Here is a 24,913-nt window from a genome sequence, read left to right on the forward strand (position 1 = left end):
TAACCGTCCGATACCTCCCGTATCGCCTGAAACGAACTGGTGGCCGCATGACAGTCCGGACCCGCCCCGCGCTGTGGTGGCGCATGGGCATCGTGCTCTCGGCGGGCCTCGGCCTGACCCTCGGAACCGCGCCGCTGGTGTTCTTCACCGTGCAGAGCAACGTCATCGTGCTCGGCTACTTCATCGGCGCCGTGTACTGGATGCTCAAGCGCGACACCGTGGACGCGCCCGCGCCCCGGCTTCGCGGCGCCGCCTCCCTGTACATACTGATCACCGGGCTGGTCTCGCACGTCCTGCTCCAGCACGGCGCCAACCCGCTGCCCGGGCTGGTCAGCGGGCCGGACAAGCTCGCGCACTGGTCGTCGTTCTTCCTGCACTACGTGACGCCGGTGATGGTGATCGCCGACTGGCTGGTGCTGAAGCCGCGCAACGCGGCGGCCTGGAAGGACATCCCGCTCTGGCTGGCCTTCCCGCTCGGCTACGCGGCGATCGTGCTCGCCCGGAACGCGCTGTTCGACGACTACCCGACGCCCTACCCGTACTTCTTCTTCGATCCCACCACCAAGGGCTACGGCTACGTCTGGGGCCAGATAGCCCTGCTGACGGTCGAGTTCGTGGTGCTGGCCGCCGCCGTGGTCGGCCTGGACCGGCTGGGAACGCTGGTCGCGGGCAAGCTGAGGTCCACCAAGTCCTGAATCCCCGGGCACGGATGACGGCCCCTCTCGGGGGCGCCCCTTCCCCCGGGGCGCTTTCCGGGGACGCCCTTCCCTGGTGACCGTCCGCGCGGCGGCCGGCCTCAGATCCGCCAGGAGCGGATCCGGTCGGCCGCCGCGAACACGTCCGCCCCGCCCGCCGCGATGTCACGGGCCAGCTCGACCAGCGCCCCGTACGGCGGGTCGATGCCCTCCTTGGCCGCGTGCATGTACGCGGCCGTCGTCATGCAGGCGTACAGGTTGTTGCGCACCGGCAAGGGGCGCAGCAGCACGATGGTGTGCATCAGGGTGGCCGCGCACCAGGCGGCGTCGGCGTCGTGGCCGAGTTGCGCGGTGTTCACCCGGTGCCGGGCGACGGCGGCCTGGAGCGCGGAGTAGTCCCGCACGCTGAGGTCCTCCGGCGAGGCCAGCTCCTGCACGTCGAGCAGCCAGCGCAGGTCGACGTGGAGCAGCATCATCCCCGCACCCCCGCCGCGCCGTTCACGCCGCCGGCGCGTCCTCCGGGAACGCGGCGTCGAACTCCGCCCGGTGCGACTTCCAGAACGCCACCGCGTGGTCCACGAACACCCGCCGCTGCTGCTCCCGCACGCTCAGGTCGTGGATGTACGCCTTGATGCTCTTCCCGTCCGCGGCGGCGGCCTCGCGGATCGCGGCGAGCTCGTGCTCCGTGTACTCGATGTTGAGCGCAGGCATGGCGCCGATGGTACTGGAGCACACCGGAGTTGGGACCACCGGCGGAGGATTTTCACCCGCCGTCAAAGGGGTTTGCTGTCGATACCCCCATGGAGTGGTTTCGGCGGAGCCGCGGGTAGCCCCGAAGTCGGGCGGGGGTCGGGCGCGCGGGATGACGCCGGGGCGGTGGGGGCCGCCGTAGCGTCGGGGGCAAGGCGGCGGAGCGGTTCCGCGGGGGAGGCCGGGCGGTTCGGCGGAGGCCGGAGATGACGCGCAGGGCAGTGGGCAGGGCGGCGGCGAGCGGGACGACGGTGAGCGGGGCCGCAGGTGGGGCTGCGAGCGGGGCGGCCGTGGGCAGAGCGGCGGTCGGCTGGGCGGTGGCGGCCACGGCGGTGGCGCTCGCGACGACGGTCGCGGTGGCGGCGCCGGGGGTGGCCGCGACGCGGGCCGACGGCCAGGACGGGCGGGGCAGGTCCCTGCAAGGGGTCTGGCAGATGGACGGGTACGGCCTGGTGGCCGTGGTCTCCGGGAGCAGCCTGACCACCTACGACGTGACGACGCACAGCTGCGTGCCCGGGTGGGTCACCGGGACGCAGGACGGCGCCCCCGGCCGGGACGGCACCGTCCGGTACGTCCTGGGCGACAACGCCGTCACCCTCACTCCGCAGCCGGGCGGGCGCCGGGCGACCGACGCCGAGGAGGGCGGGACGGGCACCAAGACGCTGCGCCGCCTGGACGCGCTGCCGGCGCTGTGCACCCGGCCCGCCCCCGACGACCCGCTCGCGGTCTTCGACCGGTTCTGGGAGACCTTCGAGGAGAACTACCCCTTCTTCGCCGCCAAGGGGATCGACTGGCACGCTGCCCGCGAGGAGCAGCGCGCGAAGATCACTCCGGCGACCACCACCGACCAGCTCCAGCAGATCTTCATCGACCTGCTGACCCCGCTCAAGGACGCGCACACCGGTCTGGCCCGGGTGACCGGCACCGGCCCGACCGGCGTCTACTCCGGTCGGCGCGACGGCTCGCTGAAGTCGACGCCCGCCCTGCGGGACGCGGCCCGCAAGGCCGTCGACGCACAACTGACCGGCCCCGAACAGGAGTTCGCCGTCAACGCGCAGGGGGTGAGTCAACTGGGCGTGGGCCGGCTCCCGGACGGCGTCGGCTACCTGCGGGTGAGCGGCTTCGACGGTTACGCGACCGGCGGATTCGCCGCCCAGGCCAAGGAGCTCGACCGGGCCCTGGACGCCCTGCTCGCCGACCCCGACCGGCTCGACGGCCTGGTGATCGACGTCCGGCTGAACAGCGGGGGCTCGGACGCGCTCGGGCAGCAGATCGCCGCCCGGCTCACCGACCGCCCGTACGTCGCCTACCGCAAGGTGGCCCGCGACGACCCGGCCGACCCCACGAAGTTCACCCGGCCGCAGCCGGTCGTGGTGCGGCCCGCGCACACCGAGCACTTCACCGGCCCCGTCGCCCTGCTCACCTCCTCACTGTCGATCAGCGCCGCCGAGACCTTCACCCAGACCCTGATGGGCCGCTCCCCGCACGTCGTCCGGATCGGCGAGAACACCCAGGGCGTCTTCTCCGACGTGCTGATCAAGACCCTCTCGCCGGACTTCATGGTGGTGCTGCCGAACGAGAAGTACCTCACGCCCGACGGCAGCACCTTCGACGGCCCCGGCATCCCACCGGACATCCGCACACCGGTGTTCACCGATGACGAGTTGGCCGGGCTCAAGGACTCCGCCCTGAGCACGGCCCGCCACGTCCTCGGCGGGCAGTAGCGGCCGCGGCGCGGGCGAGGCCGCCCGCGCCGTACCGCTCCCCCTACATCGGATCCACCCCCCGCAGTTCGCCGTCCAGCTCCAGCCACCGGGTGAGGCCCAGGCCGCGCAGGAACGGCACGTCGTGGCTGGCCACGATCAGCGCGCCCTGGTAGGCGGCGAGCGCCTGGGTGAGCTGGCGGACGCTGGCGAGGTCCAGATTGTTGGTCGGCTCGTCGAGCAGCAGCAGCTGCGGCGGCGGGTCGGCCAGCAGCAGCGCGGCCAGGGTGGCCCGGAACCGCTCGCCGCCGGAGAGGGTGGCGGCGGGCTGGTCGGCCCGGCCGCCGCGGAACAGGAAGCGGGCCAGCCGGGCACGGATCGCGTTGTCCCCGGCGGCGGGGGCGAACAGCTTGACGTTCTCCGCCACGGTCAGCTTGTCGTCCAGCAGGTCGAGCCGTTGCGGCAGGTGGCGCAACGGCACCGGCGTGCCGACCTCGCCCTCCAGCGGGGCGAGTTCGCCCGCGATGGTGCGCAGCAGGGTGGTCTTGCCGGAGCCGTTGCGGCCGACCAGGGCGATCCGCTCGGGGCCGCGCAGGTCGAGGTCCGCGATGGTGCCGTAGGGCAGCCGGACCTTCTGCAGAGTGAGCACGGTGCGCCCGACCGGGACGGCCGTGCGCGGCAGGTCGATCCGGATCTCGGCGTCGTCGCGCACCGCCTCCTCGGCGGCGGTGAGCCGCTGCCGGGCCTCCTCCAGCCGCTCGGTGTGCATGCCCTGGAGCCGCCCGGCCGTCTCCTGGCCCTGGCGTTTGAGCTTGCCCGCGAAGATGTGCGGGTCGTTGCGGGTGACCGAGCGCTTCTTGCCGTAGCCGGCGCTGCGGTCGAGCCGGGTGCGGGCCTCGGTCAAGTCCCGTTTCTGGCGCTCGACGTCCGCCTCGGCGTTGCGCAGCAGCCGCTCGGCGGTCTCCTGCTGGGCGGCGAGGGTGCGCTCGTACTCGGCGAAGTTGCCGCCGTACCAGGTGACCGCGCCGTCCCGCAGGTCGGCGATCTGGTCGACGTGCTGGAGCAGTTCACGGTCGTGGCTGACGATCAGCATGACGCCGTGCCAGCCGGCGACCGTCTCGTAGAGCCGCTCCCGGGCCGTCCGGTCCAGGTTGTTGGTGGGCTCGTCGAGCAGCAGGACGGCGGGGCGGCGCAGCAGCAGGGCGGCGAGGCGCAGCAGGACGGCCTCGCCGCCGGAGAGCTCCCCGGTGGTGCGGTCGAGACCGAGGCGGTGCAGGCCGAGCCGGTCGAGGGTGGCGCGGGCGCGCTCCTCGACGTCCCAGTCGTCGCCGACGGCGTCGAAGTGGCGCTGGTCGGAGTCCCCGGACTCGATGGCGTGCAGGGCCTCACGGGCGGCCCGGATGCCGAGCGCCTCGTCCACCCGCACGGTGGTGTCCAGCGTCAACCCCTGGGGCAGGTAGCCGAGTTCGCCGTCGACCCGGACGGTGCCGCCGGTCGGGGTCAGCTCGCCGGCGATCAGCCGCAGCAGGGTGGACTTGCCAGCGCCGTTGAGCCCGATCAGGCCGGTGCGGCCGGGGCCGACGGCGAGGTGGAAGCCGTCCAGGACGGGCTTGCCGTCGGGCCACTCGAAGGTGAGATCGGTGCAGAGGACGGCGGTGGTGGGTTGTGCCATGGAGGGCCTCCCGGGTGGTTGCCGAAGGGAACGATGAGCAACACGGGGAGACACCGCGGGTGCGGGCCGGTACGGCCGGGGGGAGGGCGGGGCGGATCCGGATCAGCCGGATCGGGCTCGCCACGGGGCCGTGACTGAGGTCGCACACTCGCACACCGCGCGGCGAAGGGCCTGCGCGGCGGGGGCGGTGTCTCGGGACCTCAGTAGAGCAACGGCCTTCTCCTTGTCTGGCGGATGACTCCGTCCACGCTACGCACGGCACCGGACCCGGGCAACCGAATTTCGGCGCACCGAAAGCCCGGATGTCCGACTACTTCTCGGAGAAGTCCACGTGACCTCCTGACCGGCCCGCGTGGCCGGTCCCCGGGGTCGCGGCAGCCGCGCCGCGGCCCCGGGCTTTTCCGCCACCCGGCCCGCTCCTCCTACAATCGGGCTCATCATGAGCGCCACACTCGTAGTCAAGGACCTCGCCGCCGGCCACGGCGAACGCACCCTCTTCTCCGGCCTGGACCTGGTCGTCGCCCCCGGTGACGTGATCGGCCTGGTCGGCGTGAACGGCGCCGGCAAGTCGACGCTGCTGCGGCTGCTGGCCGGGCTGGACACCCCCGAGGGCGGTTCGCTGCGGCTCAGCCCGGCGACCGCCAACATCGGCCACCTGCCCCAGGAGCCGGAGCGGCGCGAGGGCGAGTCGGTGCGCGACTTCCTGGCCCGCCGCACCGGCGTGGCAGCCGCGCAGACCGCGCTGGACGAGGCCACCGAGGGCCTGGTCGAGGGCCGCCCGGGCGCCGACGACGCGTACGCGGCGAGCCTGGACCGCTGGCTGGAGCTGGGCGGCGCCGACCTGGAGGAGCGCGCCGAGGAGGTCGCCGACTCGCTCGGCCTGAAAGTCTCGCTCGACCTGCCGATGACGGCGCTGTCCGGCGGCCAGGCCGCCCGGGCCGGCCTCGCCTCGCTGCTGCTCTCCCGCTACGACGTCTTCCTGCTGGACGAGCCCACCAACGACCTCGACCTCGACGGCCTGGAGCGGCTGGAGGCCTTCGTCAAGGGCCTGCGCGCGGGCACCGTGCTGATCAGCCACGACCGCGAGTTCCTGGCCCGCACCGTCACCAAGGTGCTGGAGCTGGACCTGCACCAGCAGCAGGTCAACCTGTACGGCGGCGGCTACGAGGCGTACCTGGAGGAGCGCGCGGTGGCCCGCCGGCACGCCCGCGAGGAGTACGACGAGTACGCCGACACCAAGGCCGGGCTGGAGGCCCGGGCCCGGATGCAGCGCGGCTGGATGGAGCACGGCGTGCGCAACGCCCGCCGCAAGTCCTCCGACAACGACAAGATCGGAAAGGCGCAGCGCGCCGAGTCCACCGAGAAGCAGGCCTCCAAGGCCCGGCAGACCCAGCGGATGATCGAGCGGCTGGACGTGGTCGAGGAGCCGCGCAAGGAGTGGGAGCTGCGGATGGAGATCGCCACCGCGCCGCGCTCCGGCTCGGTGGTCGCCACCCTGCGCGCGGCCGTCGCCCGCCGCGGTGACTTCGCCTTCGGCCCGGTGGACCTCCAGATCGACTGGGCGGACCGGGTCGCCATCACGGGCGCCAACGGCGCGGGCAAGTCGACGCTGCTGGCCGCTCTGCTCGGTCGGCTCGAACTCGACGGCGGCAGCGCCTCGTTGGGCTCCGGTGTGGTGGTCGGCGAGGTGGACCAGGCACGCGGGCTGTTCCTCGGCGGCGAGCCGCTGGCGGAGGCCTTCGCCGCCGCCGTCCCGGAGTTCACGCCGGAGGAGGTGCGCACCCTGCTGGCCAAGTTCGGCCTCAAGGCGGTGCACGTGAAACGCCCGGCCGGCACCCTCTCCCCCGGCGAGCGCACCAGGGCCGCGCTGGCGCTGCTCCAGGCGCGCGGGGTCAACCTGCTGGTGCTGGACGAGCCCACCAACCACCTGGACCTGCCCGCGATCGAGCAGTTGGAGGCGGCGCTCGGCTCGTACACCGGGACCCTGCTGCTGGTCACCCACGACCGGCGGATGCTGGACACCGTCTCGGTGAACCGGCGGATCGAGGTCCGGGACGGGCGGGTGCACGAGCTGTAGTCCCGTCCGGCAGGGCGGCCCCGCCGGGCGGCCCTGCCGCGTGGGCCTGCCACGTGGGCCTGCCGCGTGGGCCTGCTGGACGGACCCGCCGGACGGACCTGATCTGCGGATTGGTCTCGACCTCTTCCCGGCACGGCCGTCATGTGCTGTGCTGTCGGCCATGGTTGACAGTGCAGTGGCAGGGACGCCCTACCCGACCGTCCCCCTCACCCCGATGACGGTGCCGGCCCACGAGGCCGAGGCCCGCAGCAGGTCCTTCCACGACGTGATGGCGCAGCGCCGGACCGTCCGCGACTACGCGACCCGCCCGATCCCGGACGGGGTCGTCGAGTGGGCGATCCGGACCGCCAACACCGCACCCAGCGGCGCGCACGTCCAGCCCTGGCGGTTCGTGGTGATCACCGACCCGGAGCGCAAGCGGCGGCTGCGCGAGGCCGCCGAGGTCGAGGAGCGCGAGTTCTACGCGCACCGGGCGTCGGAGGAGTGGCTGGCCGCGCTGGCGCCGATCGGCACCGACTGGCGCAAGCCGTTCCTGGAGGACGCCCCGGCGGTGATCGTGGTGTTCGAGGTGCACAAGGGGCCCGATTCGCCGCGCCCGTACTACACCAAGGAGTCGGTGGGGATCGCGGTCGGACTGCTGCTGGCCTCGCTCCACCAGGCCGGGCTGGCGACGCTGACCCACACGCCGAGCCCGATGAAGTTCCTCAACGAGGTCTGCGAGCGCCCGCTGGAGGAGCGCGCCGCGTACGTCATCCCGGTCGGCTACCCGGCCGAGGGGGCGCGGGTGCCGGATCTGCGGCGCAAGGAGCTGGACGAGGTGCTGATCCGGCTCTGAGCGCCGGGCGCGGGTGCGCCCCGGTGCGCCGGGGGTGCGGCCGGGGCGCGGCGGGGACTGACGAGAGGCCTGGTGGGAGGCCGTCCGGAATTCATTGGTGACAGGTCCCGGCCAAGGACATAATCGCGGTCATGAGCCACCCGCAGTCCCGGTCCTGCAAGTACCCGCCCACCCCGCTCCACGTGCCCGGCCCCACCGCCGTCACCGCCGGGCGGCCGCCCGAGGAACTGCGGCTGCCCGGCGGGATCTCGCTGCAGCGCCGCCGCAGCACGCACGCGGCGGCGCTCAACAAGGCCGTCCGCGCCAACCTGGACCACCTGCGGCCCTGGATGGAGTGGGCGGCCGAGCCCCCCACCCGGGCGCAGACCGCCGAGCTGGCCCGGGCCGGCTCCCTCGCCTGGGAGGCCGGCACCGACTTCATGTACCTGGTCGGCCTGGACACCGAACCCGGCGGCGTGGTCGGCGCCCTCGGCCTGCACGGCCGGATCGGCCCCGGCGCACTGGAGATCGGTTACTGGGTCGCCGCCCGGCACGCCGGCCGCGGCATCGCCACCACCACGGCCGGGGCGCTGACCGAGGCCGCCCTGGCGCTGCCCGGCATCGCGCGGGTGGAGATCCACTGCGACGAGGCGAACGGCGCCAGCGCGGCCGTCCCGCGCAAGCTCGGCTACCGGCTCGACCGGGTCGCCGAGACCGCCGTCAGGGCTCCCGCCGAGACCGGGCGGCAGCTGATCTGGGTCCGGGAGGCCTGACGGCGGTCCGAGGCGGGGGGGTGATCCGGGCCGGGGCCCGGGCAGCCTCCGCCGCCCAGTACCGCCCTCCGCTCAGCACCGCCCTCCGCTCAGTACCGCTCGCCGCTCAGTACCGCTCGCCGGTCGGCGTCGGAAGCGCGTCCAGGTCGGCCAGGTCGGCCGCCGAGAGCACGACCTCGGCCGCGCCCGCGTTGTCCACCAGGTAGCGCGGCGTCTTGGTGCCCGGAATCGGGAAGACGTACCGGCCCTGCGCGAGCACCCAGGCCAGCGCGACCTGCGCGGGCGTCGCGCCGGTCCGCTCGGCGACCTCCTTGACCCTGCCGACCAGTGCCAGGTTCTCCTTCAGCGCGTCCTGCTGGAAGCGCGGCAGCCGGCGGCGGAAGTCGTCGGCGGGCAGTTCGTCGAAGGAGGCGATGCTGCCGGTCAGGAAGCCCCGGCCGAGCGGCGAGAACGGCAGGAAGGCGATGCCCTGCTCCTCGGTGTACGGCAGCACCTCGGCCAGCACGTCCCGGGTCCAGAGCGAGAGCTCGGACTGCACGGACGCCACCGGGTGCACCGACTGGGCCCGCTTGATCTCCTCGACGGTCACCTCGGAGAGCCCGATCCGGCGGGCCTTGCCGGCCGCTACGGCCTCGGCGAGGGCGCCCCAGGTCTCCTCGATCGGGACGGCCGGGTCGACCCGGTGCAGCTGGTAGAGGTCGACGTGGTCGGTGCCGAGGCGGCGCAGGCTGTCGTCGATCGAGCGGCGCACGTGCTCGGGGCTGCCGTCGCGGGCCGACTGGCCGGCCCCGCCCGGGACGATGCCGACCTTGGTGGCGAGGAAGGCGCGCTCCCGGTACGGGCCGGCCAGCGCGGCGCCGACCACCTCCTCGTTGGTGTAGGGGCCGTACATGTCGGCGGTGTCGATCAGGGTGACACCGAGGTCCAGCGCCTGCCGGATCACCCGGACGGAGTTCTCGTCGTCCCGGTTCTGCACGTCGTAGGCCCAGGTCATCCCCATGCAGCCGAGGCCGATGACGCCGGTCTCCGGGCCGTTGGTACCGAACGTGGCGTTGCGCATGACGGTGCTCCGATCGTGGTGGTGTGCTTGGCCGCTCGCGGGGTGCTGCGGTGGATCAACGCGTCCAGCTTTCACCTTGGAGTGCACTCAAGGTCAAGCCCGTCCGGACGCGCTTCGGATCCACTCCCGATCCACTCCCGATCCACTCCCGATCCACTCCCGATCCGCTCCCGATCCGCTCCCGATCCGCCGACCGCCAGAGGGGGCGTTGATCGTATGAGCGGCCCTCGGCTCACCCGGAGGTGGGATGCGCCCGAGGTGCCGGCGGAGCGCGTGCGACGGACTTCACCACCATGCGAGCGGACACGACCATCCGAACCGCGCGTTCACACCACGGCCCGCCGCCGGGCGGGCGCAGGTCGGCCACCGGGTCGGCGCCGGGTGATCACCCGTCAAACCGGCGTGCGGGAGCCCGTCGGCGGAACCTCCGCACCACCGGGCGCCACCCGTCCGGTCTTGGCAGGGCTCGCGGCGGCGGCGGACGCTCTGGGCACAGCCGATCATCGGCTCATCCAGTCGGTATCCCGTTGGGGAGGAACCCAATGACGTTCTCGCGCACCCGCCTCGCCGCCGTCGCCGTGATCGTGGCCGCCGCCACCGCCGTGACCGTCCCGGCGCAGGCCGCCGGCGGCCACCGCGCCCTCAGCCGCTTCGACGACGGGAGCTTCGAGTCGCCCAAGGCCCCGGCGAACAGCTTCGCCGAGTTCAACGCCGGACAGACCATCGGCCCGTGGACGGTCACCACCGGCAGCGTCGACCTGATCGGCGCCGGGTTCTGGCAGGCCGCCGAGGGCGACCAGTCGGTGGACCTCAACGGCGCCACCACCGGCGCCGTCGCCCAGACCTTCACCACCGTCCCGGGCGCCACCTACTCCGTGACGTACGCGCTGGCCGGCAACACGTCGGCCGCACCGACCGTGAAGACCGGCCGGGTGCTCGTCGACGGCCAGGACTTCCAGGACTTCTCCTTCGACATCACCGGCAAGTCGCCGACCAACATGGGTTACGTGGGGCGCCAGTTCAGCTTCGTCGCGCGGAACGCCTCCACCACTCTGACCTTCGCCAGCACCAACGCGGGCGCGGCCGGCCCGGTCGTGGACGACGTCCAGGTCAAGGAGTGCAAGCCGTGCTGCGGGTGATCCGCTGAACCGCCCGCCCGCCGGTCCGGAACCGGCGGGCGGGCCTCCGCCCGCGAACCGCCCCTCCCGGCGGGCAGCTTCCTCTTCCTCAACGGCATCGACGAGCAGGGCAGGATCGTCGGGTCCACCGACTCGTTCGGCTTCGTCTCGGACATCAACGGCCAGTGGCACGCGCTCGCCGCACAGGGCTCCAACGCCACGGGCACTCCTGGGGCGATCCGGAACGGGCGCATCGTCGGCGACACGAACAACGACACGAGCTACGCCGAAGCCGAATGGGACGCCCAGGGTTCGCTGACCCGGACCATCGGCGCGGGCGCCATCACGGCAAGTGCCATCGGCGGCAACGGAATCGTGGGCGGCACGAAGTACGTCGGGTCGACTCCGAGGCCCGTCCTGTGGCGTGACGGCGTGGTGGCGGACTCGTTGGCGGCGGTTCCGGACACATTCGCGATCAAGGCGATCAGCAACGACGAGAAGACCCTCATCGGGAACGAGTACTCCCAGCCCGCGAGCTACACCTGCTCGCCTTAAACCGTTCCTAAAACCTTCCCCCAGTGGGCTTCCGATGCCCCGGAAGTGCTTGACGTGCACAGCTGGTCTAGTCCATTTTGATGCTCAGCACCGCGCTCCTCCCCCGCACCGGACCAGCCCCCATGCTGCCGCCCGCCCCGCGTTTCCCCCTTCGCGGCGCGGGCGGCCCCACGTCCCGAGAGGCACCCCCATGCCCAGCGCGCCCCAGCCCGCCCCCACGCACCGCCGCCCCGCCGGTCGCACCAAGCTGCTGAGCATCGCCGCCGCCACCGCGCTCGCCGCCGGCGGCCTCGCCACGCTCGCCGGGAACGCCGGTGCCGCCGACGGCAACCTGCTGGCCAACCCGGGCCTGGAGAGCGGCACGCTCAGCCCGTGGAGCTGTTCCGGCGGGACCGGCAGCGTCGTCAACTCCGGTGCGCACAGCGGCAGCTACGCGCTGAAGGGGGCGGTCGGCGCGAGCGACACCGCGCAGTGCGGCCAGACCGTGACCGTCCAGCCCAACACCACGTACAACCTCAGCGCCTGGGTGCAGGGCCAGTACGTCTACCTGGGCGCCACCGGCAGCGGCGTCACCGACCCGGCCATCTGGACGCCGGGCGGCGCCAACTGGCAGCAGCTGTCCACCAGTTTCACCACCGGCCCGGCCACCACCAGCGTCACCGTCTACCTGCACGGCTGGTACGGGCAGGGCGCCTACCTCGCCGACGACATCACGCTCACCGGCCCCGGAGGCGGCAACCCCACCACCCCGCCGCCCACTTCGGGCACCCCGACCGGCGGCCCCACCGGCACGCCCACCGGCGGCCCGACCACCCCGCCGCCGGACGTCGCCCTCCCCGTCGCGCCCTACATCGACATGGGCGCCTGGCCCACCCCGTCCATGCCCGACATGGCCAAGTCCGGCAACCTCAAGGCCTACACCATGGGCTTCGTCACCGGCGTCGGCTGCAAGGCCAGCTGGTTCAACGCCTACGACCCGCGCACCGGCTGGGCCAAGGACCAGATCGACGCGCTGCGCGCGGCCGGCGGCGACGTCAAGCTCTCCTTCGGCGGCGCCAGCGGCACCGAACTCGCCGCCGCCTGCACCACCGTGGACTCGCTGTTCGCCGAGTACGACGCCGTCGTCAACGCCTACAACCTGCGCTACGTCGACTTCGACATCGAGGGCGCGGCCATCGCCGACACCGCCTCCAACGACCGCCGCTCCGCCGCGCTCGCCAAGCTCCAGCAGGCCCACCCCGGCCTCAAGGTCTCCTTCACCCTGCCCGTCCTGCCCGAGGGCCTGACCGCCGAAGGCGTCGCCATCGTCAAGTCCGCCCGCGACGCCGGGGTCGCCGTCGACCTGGTGAACATCATGGCGATGGACTACTACCGGACCGGCACCGACTACGGCAACGCCGCCGTGCAGGCCGCCCAAGCCCTGTTTGGCCAGCTCAAGGCGCTCTACCCGGCGAAGACCGACGCCCAGCTGTGGGCCATGGTCGGCGTCACCCCGATGATCGGCGAGAACGACGACCACCAGATCTACAACCAGTCCGCCGCCCAGCAGTTGGTGACCTTCGCCCGGCAGAACCACCTCGGCCTGCTGGCCTTCTGGGACGCCACCCGCGACGCCAACGCCTGCACCGGCGGCTCGCTCTCCAAGTGCACCAACATCGCTCAGCAGCCGTACGAGTTCGCGAAGATCTTCGCCCAGTACGCGGGCTGACCGCGCCCCACGGCCCGGCCCCCGCCTCGGCGGGGGCCGGGCCCACGAACGCGCATGGCCGCACCGTACGGCCGCACCGTGACGACGCCCGGCCCGGAGACGACTCCGGGCCGGGCGCGGCCTGCCCGCGGTTCGTTCAGCGCCCGGTGGGCAGGTTGGCCCCGCCCGTGCAGTCGAACACCACGCCCGTCACGAAGGTGTTGGCGGCCAGCAGGTGGATCGCCTGCGCGACGTCCTCGGCCCGGCCGACGCGGCCGACCGGGGTGGTGGCGGCGAGGCCGTCGAACAGCGCCGTCCGCTGCTCGGTCGGGACGCGGTCCCACCACGGGGTGTCGATGACGCCGGGCGAGACGGCGTTGATCCGCAGCGGAGCGAGTTCGACGGCCAGCGGCGGGACCATCGCCTCCAGCGCGCCGTTGATGGCGGCGAGTCCGGCGGTGCCGGGGATCGCGGCGCGGGCGGAGGCGGCGGTGATCAGCGTGACGGATCCGTCCGACCGCAGGTGCGGCAGCGCCGCCTGGAGGACGCGGACCTGCGGCCAGAACTTGGCGTCGAACCCGGTGGCGAGGTCGGCCAGGTCGAGCTGGGCGAACGGGCCGCTGCCGGCCGCGCCGCTGACCGCGACGACCAGGTGGTCGACGGTGCCGGACCGGGCGAAGAAGACCGCGACGGCCTCGGGGTCGGCCGCGTCCAGCTGGTGGCCGACGACCTTGCCGCCGATCCGGGCGACGGCGGCGTCCAGCCGGTCCCGGCCGCGGCCGGTGATCACGACCTCGGCGCCGTCCGCGGCGAAGGCGGTGGCCGCGGCCTCGCCGATGCCCGAGCTGCCGCCCATCACGACGACTCGCTGTCCGGTGAAGAGGTTTGACGTGGTGCTCATGGTGGCGTGTCCTTCTCTTGTCGAGACCGCTAGTTCCGTCAATAATGTTATCGAGACTGCTAGTCTTGTCAAGCGGGGGAAGAGGAAAGGGAACACGATGACCGAAGCCCGCCCGCACACCGGACGCCGCCGCAACGAGGCCGCCCACCAGGCGATCCTCGACGCGGCCCTGCACCTGCTCGCCGAGTCCGACGGCACCCCCGTCACCATCGACGCCATCGCCCGCAGCGCCGGCGTCGGCAAGCAGACCGTCTACCGCTGGTGGCCCTCCAAGGGCGCCGTCCTGCTCGACGCCCTCACCGACCGCGCCGACCACGACGTCCCCGGCCCCGACACCGGCACCCTGCGCACCGACCTCCACGCCTTCATCACCACCACCTTCGACGGCTCCCAGCGCGACACCACCGCCCCCGCCCTGCGCACCCTCGTCCGCGAAGCCGCCCGCGACCCCCACCTCGCCGACCTCATGCAGACCTTCACCGCCAGCCGCCGCACCGCCCTGCGCGACCTCCTCGCCCGCGGCCGCGAACGCGGCGAACTCGCCGACGACACCGACCTCGACCTGATCGTCGACCAGGTCTACGGCGTCTTCTGGTACCGCTTCCTCCTCGGCCACGCCCCCCTCGACGCCACCGTCGCCGACCGGCTCACCAACTCCCTGGTCGCCGGGAACGGCTAGGCCCGATGCCACTGGCTCAAACGGGCTCCACAGGGTGCCGACCTGCGAAAACTCGCCCTGGAAACCGTCAAAGCCACCGGCATTGCGGTGCGGCCCCCTCCGGGGGATCTTGGGTTCTAGGGATCGTTGCAACACCCCAGTTCAAGGGGTGCGATGTTCGAGATCCGGAAGAACCGGACGGTGGCTCAGGGGGCGAGGACCCTGGTCTGTGAGCAGGAGAAATACTTCCGACTCATGGACCAGGGCCTGAGCAGTCGGGACGCGTGCGCACGCGTCGGGATCAACCTGCGCACGGGTAAGCGCTGGCGTAACGGCCGCAACGCCTCGGGCAAGGACAAGGCCAGGCCGCCGGTCCTGGCACCGTTGTCGACTGCCGGCCCGTCCCGTCCACTGGAGGCCCGGGCAGGGGGCCAGGACGGGGTTCGACTCCGACACCGAGACCCCGGGCAGACCGAGCGGACGGTGTACCTGGAGGCCCGTTACCTCGGCAGTTCCTGAACCCGGAGGCCCGCGCCGCCCTCAGCCCGACCGACGAGCCCCGCCGGGCGCCGCTCCAGGGCCGTGCCCGTTCAAACGTCCGACGGCCCGCGGCGCCGGATCAGCGGCAGGTAGACCTCGTCCACGATCTCGACCAGGACGTCGTCGGGCGCGGTCGGCACGCCCCGCACCACGAACTCGTTGCGCAGCAGCACCACCGCCACCGTGGCGACCCTGGGGTGGAGCGCCTCGGGAGCCGCTTCGCCGCGGGCGACCGCGCGCGCCAGGACGGTGAGCCAGGGGGCGGCCGCGGCCTCGCCGGACTGGTCCTGGAGCTGCGCCAGGAACTCCGCCGCGCCACCGGCGGCGGCCAGGAGTTCGCGCAGGACCGCGCCGAGCGGGGAGCTCCAGTGCCGGTTCGCCTGGCGAAGCAACTCCAGGGCGTCCCCGCGCAGTTCACCGGTGTCTGGGGGCACGGCGGCGGTGGCCAGCTGCTTGTAGGCGGCGATGCCGAGGGCCAGGCGGTTGGGCCAGCGGCGGTAGAGGGCGTTCTTGTTGGTGCCGGCGCGGGCGGCGACCTTGTCCATGGTCAGCCCGGCGAATCCGGACTCGGCGAGCTCCGCCACCGCCGCCTGGAGGATCGCCTCCTCCAGTGCCGCCCCGCGCCGCCGCGTCTGCCCGGCCATGGCCCTCGTCCCGTCCGATCCGATCCAGTCCGGCCCTGCCGCCGGCACCGCCCCCTACCTTCCCATCCTTCTTGCCTTCTCCAACCCGCGCCAACTAGGGTACTGGCCGTACCGTATATGCCCGCTCCCCGCCCCACCCCAGGAAGGCAGGACACCGTGCGCGCCAAAGGCATCAGCTACGACACCGGATTCGTCAGGAACGGGTCGTACTCCCGCAGCCGGTTCGACCCGAAGGAGGTCGAACGCGAACTGCGCATCATCCGCGACGACCTGCACTGCAACGCGGTCCGCATCATGGGCGGCGACCCCGACCGGATCGAACTCGCCGCCGGACTCGCCGCCGACCTCGGACTGGAGGTCTGGTACTCCCCGTACCCGCTGGAACTCGCCGCCGACGAGCTGCTGGCCCTGTTCGCCGACTGCGCCGAGCGCGCGGAACGGCTGCGGCGGCGCGGCGCCGAGGTGGTGTTCGTCGCCGGGGCCGAACTCAGCCTGATGAACCCGGGATTCCTGCCCGGCGACACCACGGACGAACGCGTCGCCCTGCTCAGCCGGCCCGAGCTCGTCCGCGAACACCTCGGACCGGTCAGCGGCCGGGTCAACGCGTTCCTCGGCGAGGCCGTGGCCGTCGTCCGCGAGCGCTTCGGCGGGCGCGTCACCTACGCCGCCGTACCGCTGGAGCGCGTCGACTGGACGCCCTTCGACCTCATCTCCCTCGACCTCTACCGCTCCGCCGAGACCGCCGACCGGTTCGCCGACGGCGTCCACGACCTGGCCTCGCAGGGAAAGCCCGTCGCCATCACCGAGTTCGGCTCCGCCGGCTACCGCGGCGCGGGCGACCGGGGCGCGCTCGGCCTGGACATCGTCGAGTACGACGCCGAGGGCCCCGTCCGCCTGAAGGGCGTGTACGAGCGCGACGAGGCCGGCCAGGCCGCCTGCCTGCGCGAACTGCTGGAGGCCTTCGACGCCGGCGGCATCGACGCCACCTTCGTCTTCACCTTCGCCCTCTACGACCACGTACACCGCCCCGACGCCGATCCCCACGACGACCTCGACCTCGCCAGCTACGGCATCGTCAAGGTCTACGCCGACCGCTCCGGCACCACCTACCCCGACCTCCCCTGGGACCCCAAAGCCGCCTTCACCACCCTCGCCACCTACCACCACACCCACTGACCAAGAAATATGCAGACCGGTCTACCGACCCTCACCCTCGCGCGGTACGCGAGATCGCATCTGTCGCGATGAGATCCGTCAGCCAACGGCCGACGCGCCGCACGACTGCCGGTCCGGTCGGCGGGGCCTCGTCGCGCCGTAGCCCGGGTCTGCCCGGCATGCGCCGAGCCCCGGGTCAGGCGGTTGCCTCAGCGGCCGTCGGCAAGGGATTCCGGCGCTTGCGCCAATCACGCCAGGTTCGCCAGAGAAAAACCGGCCAGGCAATTGCCGCCGCCACACCGCCGACGGCAAAGGCCGTCACCAGCAGGTAGGAGGAGCCGCCCCCCGTGCCAAAAACGCCGCCGTGGGCGCCGGAATCCCGCGCCGCGGCCGTTCCGCCGATCTGCAGGGAATCCGGTTCGTCGTACAGGAGGACGTCGGTGCGGACGGTGGCGCCATCCGCCGACGTCCAAGTCCCGTAGAAGTCACAGGACCCGTGACTGCAGGTCGTGCGGGCGGCGGTGAACGTTCCGACGACCCCGCTGCCGCTCTGCGCCTGCCAGGCCGGCACAAGGTCCGGTGCGGCCTTGGTGATGCCGATGACGGCAATGAAGGGAAGGCCGACCCAGAGGAATAGGGTCGTGCGCCAGTGGCGCTTTTCAGGGGCGTCGCTCATGACGGGGGAGCCTATGGTACGGGCCGTATTCCGCAAAATCATTCAAGGCGCAAAACGTGCATCCAGGATATATTTCGCAGCGCATTGAATTCTCCGCCCCTGCGCGCCAGGAATCCACCTGGAACTCGGCCTCGGCCCCCTCCCGGCCTACACCGGATCAGCGCCGATCGCGCGAGCCTCCGGCAGAGACACGCGGTCATGGTCCGCCGGGTCGAGAACCAGCGTCTGGCGGATGTCTTCTTCGCGGCCCCGCAGCGGAGCTCCCGGCCTCCGGGCCGGCATGACTGCCCCCCGTAGTTCGCATGATCCAGGGGTGGTGGCACCAGGCCCGAGGCATCGGTAGACCGCCGATAGGGGCCGGGCCACCGCGTGCGCCTCACTCGGCGACCCAGCCTCCCGCGCCTGCTGCGACAAGAAGATCGGCCAGGGCAACGGCACATCCCGGCCCTCCCCCGCCTGGCCGGATAGGTCTCCCCCGATCCGTCCGGCATCGTGTGACTCCGATGGACAGCTTGCGAGTCCGTCGGCTTCGAGCTGCGGCTTCGACTTGTAGTTTGCGCGCCGTTCCGAGCGTTACTTGCGAGGGGCCGTCCGACCGTGGCGCCTGTCGGTGAAGGATCGAACTGTTGACAGGTTGCCAGCAGGTTGTCGGCGTGGTGGGCCAGCGCCGGCAGGAGGAGTGAGCAGGGGGAACGGGGGCCGGGCTCCGCTGAGCCGATGGGCACGATGGATAGCCGGATCTGCGGTGTCAGTGTCTGGTGGCGCCTCAGCGCGGGCTGAGGCCGTCCATGAGGAGGTCGAGCAGGCGCCGGGCCTGGGCGGGGTCTGCGGACTTGGCGGCGACGGCGAGCATGCCGAGGATGCCGGCGGAGACGTCGACGGCGCGAGCGTCGGTGCGGATGTCCCCAGCGGCGGCACCGGCATCGAGGATCGTGGTGATGGCCGACAGGAGCTCCTGCCGGGTGTGAGCGAGGGAGATTTCGCCGGAATCGATCATGGCGAGCAGGGTGTCGGTCATGCCGTGCTTGGTGGCCTGCCATTCCGCGAACAGGTCCATCCACAGCCGCAGCGCCCGCGCGGGCGGATGGTTGGCGAGCAACTCGCGTGCCCCGGCCGTCAGTCGGACGACCTGGTCCTGATAGACGGCGTCGACGAGCGCTTCCCGAGTCGGGAAGTGGCGGTAGACGGTGGCCACGCCGACGCCCGCCTGTCGGGCGATCGCGCGCATCGATGGCTCGGTGTCGGGGGTGGCGAAGGCGCGGGTCGCCGCCGCGAGCACGGTCTCACGGTTGCGCGCGGCGTCGGCGCGCGGCTGCTGCTGAGCCGCCGGGGACGGGTCGATGGTCATGTCTAAACGGATCGCGTTCCGTTTGAGTGGGTCATTGGGCTAGTCTAGGCCCGAGCAGAAACGGAACGCGTTCCGATTAACTCTGGAGGGGACCTCATGGCCGAACCCGCTTCCGCACCGGGCACCATGCGCACGCTGCGCTTCCACGAGAACGGCGAGCCCGCCGACGTCCTGCGCCTGGAGACCGCTCCCGTGCCCGAGCCGGGGCCCGGCCGCATCCGCGTCGCCGTGCACGCGTGCGGACTGGCCCCGGCCGACTGGGCCCTGTGCCGCGGGCTCTTCCCCGGGACCCTGCCGCGCGGCATCGGCTGCGACGTCTCGGGCATCGTCGAGGCCGTCGGCACGGGCGTCACGGACGTGGCCGTCGGTGACCGCGTGTTCGGCACCGCCGACTTCGCCCGCCAGCCGAGCGCCGGAGCGGCGGACCACGCCGTACTGGATCACTGGTTCGCCGTGCCCGGAGGCCTGGACCTCACCCGGGCCGCCGCGCTCCCGATGGCGCTGAGCACCGCGTCCTGGCACCTCGCGCGAATCGGCTTGGCCGCAGACAGCACGATCCTGATCAACGGCGCCGGAACCACCATCGGCTACGCGGCCGTGCAGATCGCCGTCATCCGCGGAGCGCGGGTGATCGCGACCGCCGGGGAGACCTACGCCGAGCAGTTGCGCACCCTCGGAGCCACAGTGGTCGGCTACGGCGAAGGCCTGGCCGAGCGGGTCAAGGCCCTTGGCTCCGGCCAGGTCGACCTGGCCTTCGACACCGCGCCGCCCAACGGCGCCCTGCCCGAACTCGTCGAGATCGTCGGCGGCGATCCCAAGCGTGTGCTGACCTGCTCCGACATGGCCGCAGCGGCAGAGCTCGGGGTACGCGACACCTTTCACGAAGACCCCGCGAAGCGGACCGACGACGAACTCTTCGGCGTCTTCCCCGAATTCGCACAGCTGGCTGCCGAAGGCAGGTTCACCGTGCCGGTTGCCGGAACCTTCCCCCTCGCGGACTGGCGCAAGGCCCTTGAGATCAGCTTGACCGGGCATGCCCGCGGGAAGCTCCTACTCCTGCCCGCCGGCGCCGATTAACCGGAGAGATCGCCCGTCTCGCAAGCCAGGGCTCGGAATCGCAATCCATCGATCGCAGTCACACATCGCCCCAGGACGCAGGATCACCACGCCCGCGAGTTTCAGCTCGGGGCGATCCGCCTCATCGCCAGCGCAGAATATGACGGCCGGTCTACATAGTCGACTCGCGGTGGGCGCGAACCCCCTCCCCTGCGCGCAGGGAGTCGGGCTGGCCAACTTCCTGCGCGGCGCCCCGGGCGGGCTGGGGCTGCGAATATGACGGTTGGTCTACATAATTCCCCGAGGTGGAAACGGCGCCAGGTATGGAGAGTAGGGGCTAAACAGCGAAGCGGGCTGAGAGGTGGGGGAGGAGGGTAGGGAGGTCTTCGTCATCCCAGGGTTCGCCGGTTGGGGGGCCGGAGGTGGTGTCGTTGGAGGGAAGGTCGGTGCCGGTGAGTCGGCGGTAGGCGTGGGTGGCCGCGTAGGCGAGGTCTTCGGCCTCCAGTTCCTCCTGGTCGGGGGTAAGGAGTTCGGCGAGGCTGTCCGGGTCGGCGAGGACCTGTTCGAAGAGGGTGCGGCCGGCACCTATCAGCCAGTCGCGGAAGTAGTCGAAGCCGTCGCCGCTGCAGCCGCCGTTGACGAGGTAGCCCGCGCCCCAGAGCAGCCAGGTGCAGGAGCGGGCCTTCTGCTGCGCGTAGTGCCGGTCGAAGTCGGCGATCTCATCGGGCGCCAGGCCGGCGAGGTGTTCGGTGAGTGCGTCGGCGTGTTCGCTCTCGTCGGCGGCGTCGGCGCGGGTGTCATCGATGATCTGCCAGAAGGTGTCGAGGTCCATGCCCGTCACCCTGGCAGCTGGGGCTGACGGGCAGGACGGCAGAACGGCTTCAACGGGGCGTCTGGGTGCGGAAGCTGTGGCCCAGTTCGGGGCCGAGTCCGTAGTAGTGGCGGAAGTTGTAGATCAGCGGGCTCCAGCGGGCCGGGTCGACGTGCTGGGAGCCGGGGACGACGATGCGCGGATCGGCGTGGACCTTGAGCACGTGGGCTTCGACGATGAGGAACCCGCCGGAGGCGTCGGGCTGGATCCGGGCGGCACGGGCCTCCAGTTGCAGGGGGCATTCGGCGACCCGCGGCGGTCGGACGAGTTCGGAGGGCTCGGGCCGCAGTCCCGCGGCCGCGAACTTGTCCCGCTCGAACCGGAAGGTGTCCTGCTTGTTCGCGGGTACGGGGGTGCGCCCGGTGAGCGGCGCGAGTCGTTCGACCGCCGGCCACTGAGTCGGCGCGGGCAGGTTGATCACCAGCTCGGGTCGGCTGCGGAGGTTGTGCGCGGTCTGCGCTTCGGCCCCCATGCCGAGGACGATCACCTGGCCGAGGGCCCAGCCCGAGGACATCGGCGCGAGGTTGGCGCTGCCGTCCGCGTTCTCCGTGGAGAGCAGGACGACGGGTGTGCCGAAGTAGAGGATGCTCGGCGCGATGGCCACGTGGTCCGGGCCCGCCGAGCCATCGGTGCGTGCGTCAGTGCGTGTGCTGCCAGGTGTCATGGTGTTCACGGGAATCGACGGTAGGCCGGGGATTCTTCGGCGCGGGCCGAAGGATCGCCGGCAGCCGGGGCACCACGCGAAGGGCCGCGATGGGGCCAGGTGGCCGACACCCGGCAGTCTCAAACGATTCGGGTCCGGATGGCGGCCCGAGCCAACCCATGTCACGTTACTCAAAGTGTTCACAAAAACACCTTGCGTTATCCCAATGCTGCGGCGTGGCGCCTTGCGGTGACCACGCCCGACTGGAACGGAGACGGTATGGCAGGGATCAGACGCGGCCGGTCGCGCGGCGGGCTCGCCGCGGCGATCGGGCTGGCGGTCATCGGCATGACGGCGGGCTGGGGAGGAGGCTCGGCACAGGCCTTCCCGGCGCACGCCTTCCCGGCACGGGAGACGGCATCCGCCAGACCTGCCGCCGCCTCACCTGCCGCCGCCTCACCTGCGGACGACGCGGACCGCGCGAACGGCGCGGACGGAAAGTCAGGCCCCCGGGCGCTGACCTGTCAGCCGGTGCCGGTGTGGGCGAACACCGGCGGCGGCGGTGACCAGCTGTACTCGTACAGCCCGACCGGTACGCAGCTGTCCGACGTGCCGCTGGTGCGGGACTACGGGGACATCGCGTGGAGTGCGGACGGCACGACGCTGTACGGGGTGTCCTGGCAGGAAAACCCGGGAACGCTGTACACGATCAACCCGGCCACCGGTGCGGAGACCAGCTCGGTGGTGATCACCGGTCCGGCCGCGGTCGACGGATTCACCTTCAACGCGCTGAGCTCCCGGCCCGACGGCACCCTGCTCCTCGCATCGTTCGACTCGAACCAGATCTGGACGCTCAACCCGGCCACCGGTGTGAGCACGCTGTTCCCCGTCGCCTACCCCGCCACGCTCGTCTCCTCGGGCGACTTCGTCACCCTGCCCGACGGCGACGTCCTCGGGGTCGCGTTCGATTCGTTCTTCCAGAACCCCACCAGCTACTTCCGCATCCACCCGAACAACACGATCACCGAGATCGGCACCACGCCGAACTCCATCTACGGTCTCGCCCAGTCCGGCGGCACCGTCTACGTCTTCCGCGCGAACGGCACCATCGAGACCCTGAACTCGGTCCCGACCGCCTCCTCGACCGCGACGCTGCCCACCACGACGATCGCCAACACCGGGCACCCCTTCTACGGCGCCTCCTCCACCCAGGACAGCGGGAACTGCAACCTTCCGGCCGGCACCTCCTACACCGTCGCGAAGTCGGTGTCGCCGACCGGCCCGGTGAACGAGGGCGACACCCTGACCTACACCGAGACCGTCACCAACACCGGTACCAACCCGGCCACCTTCGCGGGTTTCAGTGACGACCTCTCCGCCGTGCTGACGGACGCCACGCTGGTGCCCGGCTCCGTCACCGCGAGCTCCGGAACGGCCGCCGTCACCGGGAACACCCTGACCTGGTCGGGCACGCTGACCGCACCGCCCGCCGCCGGGTCCACCGTGACCGTGGCGTACCAGGTCACGGTCAACAGCCCCGACACCGGCAACTACGCACTGACCAACAGCGTCGCTCCCACCATCGCGGGCGGCACCTGCGCGACCGCGACGGGCTGCACCACCACCGTGCTGGTCAACGTCCCCACCCCCACGATCGACAAGTCCGCGGCGGAGAGCTCGTTCGTCGCGGGGCAGACGATCCACTACACCTACGCCGTCACCAACAACGCCGGTGCGCCGCTGACGAACATCGTGGTCACCGACACCGGCCCCGGCACCCCGACGGTCACCTGCCCGCCCGGCCCGCTCGCGGCCGGCGCCACGGAGAACTGCACCGCCACCTACACCGCGACCGCCGCGGACGCGACGGCGGGCACGATCACCGACACGGCGAACCTCACCGGCACCGTCGGCACCCAGACCGTGACCTCGACCAGCAACCAGGTCGTCGTGCCGCTGCGGGCGCTGACCATCACCAAGTCCGCCGTCCAGCCGAACTTCCAGGCCCCGGGCGAGACGCTCAACTACACCTACACCGTCACCAACACCGGCCAGGTCGCGCTGACCGGCGTGACGGTGACCGACCTGACGCCCGGCGTCACCGTCTCGGGCTGCGGCACCAACCAGCTCGCGCCCGGCCAGTCCACCACCTGCCAGGCCACCTACGTCACCACCGCCGCCGACGTCGCCGCCCAGAACGTCCCCGACCAGGGCCAGGTCACCGGCACCGACCCGGGCGGCCAGAGCGTCACCACGACCAGCAACAAGGTGAACACCCCGCTGGTCGCGGTCACGGTGGTGAAGAAGGCCGCCGAGGCGCAGTACACCGCCGCCGGCCAGACCATCCACTACACCTACACGGTCACCAACACCGGCGCCCAGCCGCTGACCGACATCGGGGTGGTGGACAACGGCCCCGGCACGCCGACCGTCACCTGCCCGGCCGGCCCGCTCGCACCGGGCGCCTCGGAGAACTGCACCGCGACCTACGTCACCACCGACGCCGACGTCGCCGCGGGCAAGGTCGTCGACACCGCCCAGGTGACCGGCAGCGCCCCCGGAGGCCGGACCGTCACCTCAACCAGCAACAAGGTGACCGTGCCCTACGCCGGGCTGAAGATCGTCAAGGCCGTCCAGGAGACCTCGTTCTCCGCCGCCGGCCAGGCCCTGCACTACACCTTCACCGTCACCAACACCGGTGACACGACGCTCGGTTCGCTCGCCGTGACGGACTCCGGTCCGGGCACGCCGGCCGTCTCCTGCCCGATGACCACCCTGGCCCCGGGCGCGTCCACGACCTGCACCGCGACGTACTCCACCGCCGAGGCCGACGTGCAGGCCGGGAGGATCACCGACACCGCGACCGTCACCGGGACCACCCCCGACGGCACCCCGGTGACGGCGACCAGCAACACCGTGACGATCGTGGCCTGCACCCCCTGCGAGGACCAGGACCACGGCGGCTGCGACGGCCACAACTCCGGCGGCCACGGCGGCTGGGGCGACCACCACCCCGGGCCCGGCCAGTGGGACAACCACCCCGGCGGCACCGCCCCCGGTGACACGTCGGCCGCCGAACACCCCGCCGGCACCCACCCCGCACCCGTTCCCCCGCGCGACACCGCCGCGCAGGCACCCGCCGGGCAGGAACCCGCCGTACAGGAACCCGCCCTGATGCTCGCGAGCGCCGGAGCCCCGGTGGCCACGGTCGGCCTCGGTGGCGGCGCGCTGCTGGGCCTCGGCTGGCTCATCGCCGCCTTCGCCTCGGCCCGCCTGCGCCAGGACCGCTCCGGAGGGTGACCACCCTCCGCCACCCGGGCCGACCTCGGCCCCGGCCCCGGCGACGCACGCAACGCATACGCCAGGCGTAGCGGCCGGGAGGGCAGAGTGCGCCACCACCGGTGGCGCACTCTGCCTGCCTTCTAGATGAGTGATGCGAAGGGTTAGTGGTCGTAGGCGGTCAGTGAGCGCATGACGGGCTGGCCGGTGTGGTCGTTGTGCCAGATCGCGCAGGTCA

At 72.1% G+C, this 24,913-nt stretch carries 22 protein-coding genes; 12 read left to right on the plus strand and 10 right to left on the minus strand.

The features are described 5' to 3' along the window. The first annotated feature begins 47 nt into the window (after positions 1-47). Positions 48-695, plus strand: coding sequence for a Pr6Pr family membrane protein (locus ACIQVZ_RS30915; RefSeq protein ID WP_402454425.1), 648 nt, complete (start codon positions 48-50; stop codon positions 693-695). Between the two features lie 101 nt (positions 696-796). On the opposite strand, the gene ACIQVZ_RS30920 is transcribed toward ACIQVZ_RS30915, so the two are convergent. Continuing rightward, positions 797-1,168 carry a toxin Doc gene (locus ACIQVZ_RS30920; RefSeq protein WP_350884595.1) on the minus strand — a complete coding sequence of 124 codons (372 nt, stop codon included), beginning with the start codon at positions 1,166-1,168 and terminating at the stop codon, positions 797-799. A 25-nt stretch (positions 1,169-1,193) separates the two neighbouring features. Then, on the minus strand, positions 1,194-1,406 hold the full coding sequence (locus ACIQVZ_RS30925; protein WP_063351004.1) for a hypothetical protein: 213 nt from the start codon (positions 1,404-1,406) through the stop codon (positions 1,194-1,196). Positions 1,407-1,735: 329 nt separating this feature from the next. On the opposite strand from ACIQVZ_RS30925, the gene ACIQVZ_RS30930 reads away from it, so the two are divergent. Beyond that, a complete protein-coding gene (locus tag ACIQVZ_RS30930; RefSeq protein ID WP_402454429.1) occupies positions 1,736-3,169 on the plus strand; it encodes a S41 family peptidase in 1,434 nt (477 codons plus the stop codon). A gap of 43 nt (positions 3,170-3,212) precedes the next feature. On the opposite strand, the gene ACIQVZ_RS30935 is transcribed toward ACIQVZ_RS30930, so the two are convergent. Continuing rightward, entirely contained in the window at positions 3,213-4,820 is a 1,608-nt protein-coding gene (locus ACIQVZ_RS30935; protein WP_402454431.1) for an ABC-F family ATP-binding cassette domain-containing protein, read from the minus strand. Between the two features lie 439 nt (positions 4,821-5,259). Between ACIQVZ_RS30935 and ACIQVZ_RS30940 the strand changes: the two genes are divergently transcribed. The 3 genes from ACIQVZ_RS30940 (at position 5,260) to ACIQVZ_RS30950 (ending at position 8,484) form a co-directional block, all read left to right on the plus strand. Continuing rightward, positions 5,260-6,897 (plus strand): ABC-F family ATP-binding cassette domain-containing protein, encoded by a 1,638-nt coding sequence (locus tag ACIQVZ_RS30940; RefSeq protein ID WP_402454433.1) that lies wholly within the window; start codon positions 5,260-5,262, stop codon positions 6,895-6,897. Positions 6,898-7,057: 160 nt separating this feature from the next. Further along, complete coding sequence (locus ACIQVZ_RS30945) at positions 7,058-7,732, plus strand: nitroreductase family protein (RefSeq protein ID WP_350884568.1); 675 nt, start codon at positions 7,058-7,060, stop codon at positions 7,730-7,732. Positions 7,733-7,863: 131 nt separating this feature from the next. After that, a complete protein-coding gene (locus tag ACIQVZ_RS30950) occupies positions 7,864-8,484 on the plus strand; it encodes a GNAT family N-acetyltransferase (protein ID WP_350884570.1) in 621 nt (206 codons plus the stop codon). Between the two features lie 106 nt (positions 8,485-8,590). Here the strand turns inward: ACIQVZ_RS30950 and ACIQVZ_RS30955 are convergent, their stop codons facing one another. Further along, on the minus strand, positions 8,591-9,544 hold the full coding sequence (locus ACIQVZ_RS30955) for an aldo/keto reductase (protein WP_402454437.1): 954 nt from the start codon (positions 9,542-9,544) through the stop codon (positions 8,591-8,593). Positions 9,545-10,086: 542 nt separating this feature from the next. On the opposite strand from ACIQVZ_RS30955, the gene ACIQVZ_RS30960 reads away from it, so the two are divergent. The 3 genes from ACIQVZ_RS30960 to ACIQVZ_RS30970 all read left to right on the plus strand — a co-directional run bounded on the left by ACIQVZ_RS30960 (position 10,087) and on the right by ACIQVZ_RS30970 (position 12,925). Further along, a complete protein-coding gene (locus tag ACIQVZ_RS30960) occupies positions 10,087-10,683 on the plus strand; it encodes a choice-of-anchor C family protein (RefSeq protein WP_350884576.1) in 597 nt (198 codons plus the stop codon). A gap of 354 nt (positions 10,684-11,037) precedes the next feature. After that, complete coding sequence (locus ACIQVZ_RS30965) at positions 11,038-11,217, plus strand: hypothetical protein (RefSeq protein WP_402454440.1); 180 nt, start codon at positions 11,038-11,040, stop codon at positions 11,215-11,217. A 190-nt stretch (positions 11,218-11,407) separates the two neighbouring features. Continuing rightward, a complete protein-coding gene (locus ACIQVZ_RS30970) occupies positions 11,408-12,925 on the plus strand; it encodes a carbohydrate binding domain-containing protein (protein WP_402454442.1) in 1,518 nt (505 codons plus the stop codon). A gap of 136 nt (positions 12,926-13,061) precedes the next feature. Here ACIQVZ_RS30970 and ACIQVZ_RS30975 read toward each other — a convergent pair whose 3' ends face one another. Next, positions 13,062-13,805 (minus strand): SDR family oxidoreductase, encoded by a 744-nt coding sequence (locus ACIQVZ_RS30975; RefSeq protein WP_402454444.1) that lies wholly within the window; start codon positions 13,803-13,805, stop codon positions 13,062-13,064. A gap of 97 nt (positions 13,806-13,902) precedes the next feature. On the opposite strand from ACIQVZ_RS30975, the gene ACIQVZ_RS30980 reads away from it, so the two are divergent. Further along, complete coding sequence (locus tag ACIQVZ_RS30980) at positions 13,903-14,484, plus strand: TetR/AcrR family transcriptional regulator (protein ID WP_402454447.1); 582 nt, start codon at positions 13,903-13,905, stop codon at positions 14,482-14,484. Positions 14,485-15,053: 569 nt separating this feature from the next. Here ACIQVZ_RS30980 and ACIQVZ_RS30985 read toward each other — a convergent pair. Beyond that, positions 15,054-15,647 carry a TetR/AcrR family transcriptional regulator gene (locus ACIQVZ_RS30985; protein ID WP_350884586.1) on the minus strand — a complete coding sequence of 198 codons (594 nt, stop codon included), beginning with the start codon at positions 15,645-15,647 and terminating at the stop codon, positions 15,054-15,056. A gap of 156 nt (positions 15,648-15,803) precedes the next feature. On the opposite strand from ACIQVZ_RS30985, the gene ACIQVZ_RS30990 reads away from it, so the two are divergent. Beyond that, on the plus strand, positions 15,804-16,823 hold the full coding sequence (locus tag ACIQVZ_RS30990) for a hypothetical protein (RefSeq protein WP_402454449.1): 1,020 nt from the start codon (positions 15,804-15,806) through the stop codon (positions 16,821-16,823). A 175-nt stretch (positions 16,824-16,998) separates the two neighbouring features. Here the strand turns inward: ACIQVZ_RS30990 and ACIQVZ_RS30995 are convergent, their stop codons facing one another. After that, on the minus strand, positions 16,999-17,478 hold the full coding sequence (locus ACIQVZ_RS30995; RefSeq protein WP_402454452.1) for a hypothetical protein: 480 nt from the start codon (positions 17,476-17,478) through the stop codon (positions 16,999-17,001). Between the two features lie 766 nt (positions 17,479-18,244). Continuing rightward, complete coding sequence (locus tag ACIQVZ_RS31000; protein ID WP_402454453.1) at positions 18,245-18,826, minus strand: TetR/AcrR family transcriptional regulator; 582 nt, start codon at positions 18,824-18,826, stop codon at positions 18,245-18,247. Between the two features lie 126 nt (positions 18,827-18,952). On the opposite strand from ACIQVZ_RS31000, the gene ACIQVZ_RS31005 reads away from it, so the two are divergent. Continuing rightward, positions 18,953-19,903 (plus strand): NADP-dependent oxidoreductase, encoded by a 951-nt coding sequence (locus ACIQVZ_RS31005; RefSeq protein ID WP_402454461.1) that lies wholly within the window; start codon positions 18,953-18,955, stop codon positions 19,901-19,903. Between the two features lie 316 nt (positions 19,904-20,219). Here the strand turns inward: ACIQVZ_RS31005 and ACIQVZ_RS31010 are convergent, their stop codons facing one another. Then, complete coding sequence (locus ACIQVZ_RS31010) at positions 20,220-20,714, minus strand: DUF4240 domain-containing protein (protein WP_402454455.1); 495 nt, start codon at positions 20,712-20,714, stop codon at positions 20,220-20,222. Between the two features lie 49 nt (positions 20,715-20,763). Further along, positions 20,764-21,417 carry a flavin reductase family protein gene (locus ACIQVZ_RS31015; protein WP_402454463.1) on the minus strand — a complete coding sequence of 218 codons (654 nt, stop codon included), beginning with the start codon at positions 21,415-21,417 and terminating at the stop codon, positions 20,764-20,766. 258 nt (positions 21,418-21,675) lie between these two features. Here ACIQVZ_RS31015 and ACIQVZ_RS31020 point away from each other — a divergent pair, with 258 nt between their 5' ends. Beyond that, positions 21,676-24,696 (plus strand): hypothetical protein, encoded by a 3,021-nt coding sequence (locus tag ACIQVZ_RS31020; RefSeq protein ID WP_402454458.1) that lies wholly within the window; start codon positions 21,676-21,678, stop codon positions 24,694-24,696. The last annotated feature ends 217 nt before the right edge of the window (positions 24,697-24,913 follow it).

The organism is Kitasatospora sp. NPDC098663 (genome assembly GCF_044760075.1).
In the GTDB taxonomy this organism is placed as follows: Bacteria; Actinomycetota; Actinomycetes; order Streptomycetales; family Streptomycetaceae; genus Kitasatospora.

What these genes read in the sequence shown, in the direction of transcription:
- ACIQVZ_RS30915 (WP_402454425.1), top strand. Translation starts at nt 48, where the DNA reads ATGACAGTCCGGACCCGCCCCGCGCTGTGGTGGCGCATGGGCATCGTG.
- ACIQVZ_RS30920 (WP_350884595.1), bottom strand. Translation starts at nt 1,168, where the DNA reads ATGCTGCTCCACGTCGACCTGCGCTGGCTGCTCGACGTGCAGGAGCTG.
- ACIQVZ_RS30925 (WP_063351004.1), bottom strand. Translation starts at nt 1,406, where the DNA reads ATGCCTGCGCTCAACATCGAGTACACGGAGCACGAGCTCGCCGCGATC.
- ACIQVZ_RS30935 (WP_402454431.1), bottom strand. Translation starts at nt 4,820, where the DNA reads ATGGCACAACCCACCACCGCCGTCCTCTGCACCGATCTCACCTTCGAG.
- ACIQVZ_RS30940 (WP_402454433.1), top strand. Translation starts at nt 5,260, where the DNA reads ATGAGCGCCACACTCGTAGTCAAGGACCTCGCCGCCGGCCACGGCGAA.
- ACIQVZ_RS30945 (WP_350884568.1), top strand. Translation starts at nt 7,058, where the DNA reads ATGGTTGACAGTGCAGTGGCAGGGACGCCCTACCCGACCGTCCCCCTC.
- ACIQVZ_RS30950 (WP_350884570.1), top strand. Translation starts at nt 7,864, where the DNA reads ATGAGCCACCCGCAGTCCCGGTCCTGCAAGTACCCGCCCACCCCGCTC.
- ACIQVZ_RS30955 (WP_402454437.1), bottom strand. Translation starts at nt 9,544, where the DNA reads ATGCGCAACGCCACGTTCGGTACCAACGGCCCGGAGACCGGCGTCATC.
- ACIQVZ_RS30960 (WP_350884576.1), top strand. Translation starts at nt 10,087, where the DNA reads ATGACGTTCTCGCGCACCCGCCTCGCCGCCGTCGCCGTGATCGTGGCC.
- ACIQVZ_RS30970 (WP_402454442.1), top strand. Translation starts at nt 11,408, where the DNA reads ATGCCCAGCGCGCCCCAGCCCGCCCCCACGCACCGCCGCCCCGCCGGT.
- ACIQVZ_RS30975 (WP_402454444.1), bottom strand. Translation starts at nt 13,805, where the DNA reads ATGAGCACCACGTCAAACCTCTTCACCGGACAGCGAGTCGTCGTGATG.
- ACIQVZ_RS30980 (WP_402454447.1), top strand. Translation starts at nt 13,903, where the DNA reads ATGACCGAAGCCCGCCCGCACACCGGACGCCGCCGCAACGAGGCCGCC.
- ACIQVZ_RS30985 (WP_350884586.1), bottom strand. Translation starts at nt 15,647, where the DNA reads ATGGCCGGGCAGACGCGGCGGCGCGGGGCGGCACTGGAGGAGGCGATC.
- ACIQVZ_RS30995 (WP_402454452.1), bottom strand. Translation starts at nt 17,478, where the DNA reads ATGAGCGACGCCCCTGAAAAGCGCCACTGGCGCACGACCCTATTCCTC.
- ACIQVZ_RS31000 (WP_402454453.1), bottom strand. Translation starts at nt 18,826, where the DNA reads ATGACCATCGACCCGTCCCCGGCGGCTCAGCAGCAGCCGCGCGCCGAC.
- ACIQVZ_RS31005 (WP_402454461.1), top strand. Translation starts at nt 18,953, where the DNA reads ATGCGCACGCTGCGCTTCCACGAGAACGGCGAGCCCGCCGACGTCCTG.
- ACIQVZ_RS31010 (WP_402454455.1), bottom strand. Translation starts at nt 20,714, where the DNA reads ATGGACCTCGACACCTTCTGGCAGATCATCGATGACACCCGCGCCGAC.
- ACIQVZ_RS31015 (WP_402454463.1), bottom strand. Translation starts at nt 21,417, where the DNA reads ATGACACCTGGCAGCACACGCACTGACGCACGCACCGATGGCTCGGCG.
- ACIQVZ_RS31020 (WP_402454458.1), top strand. Translation starts at nt 21,676, where the DNA reads ATGGCAGGGATCAGACGCGGCCGGTCGCGCGGCGGGCTCGCCGCGGCG.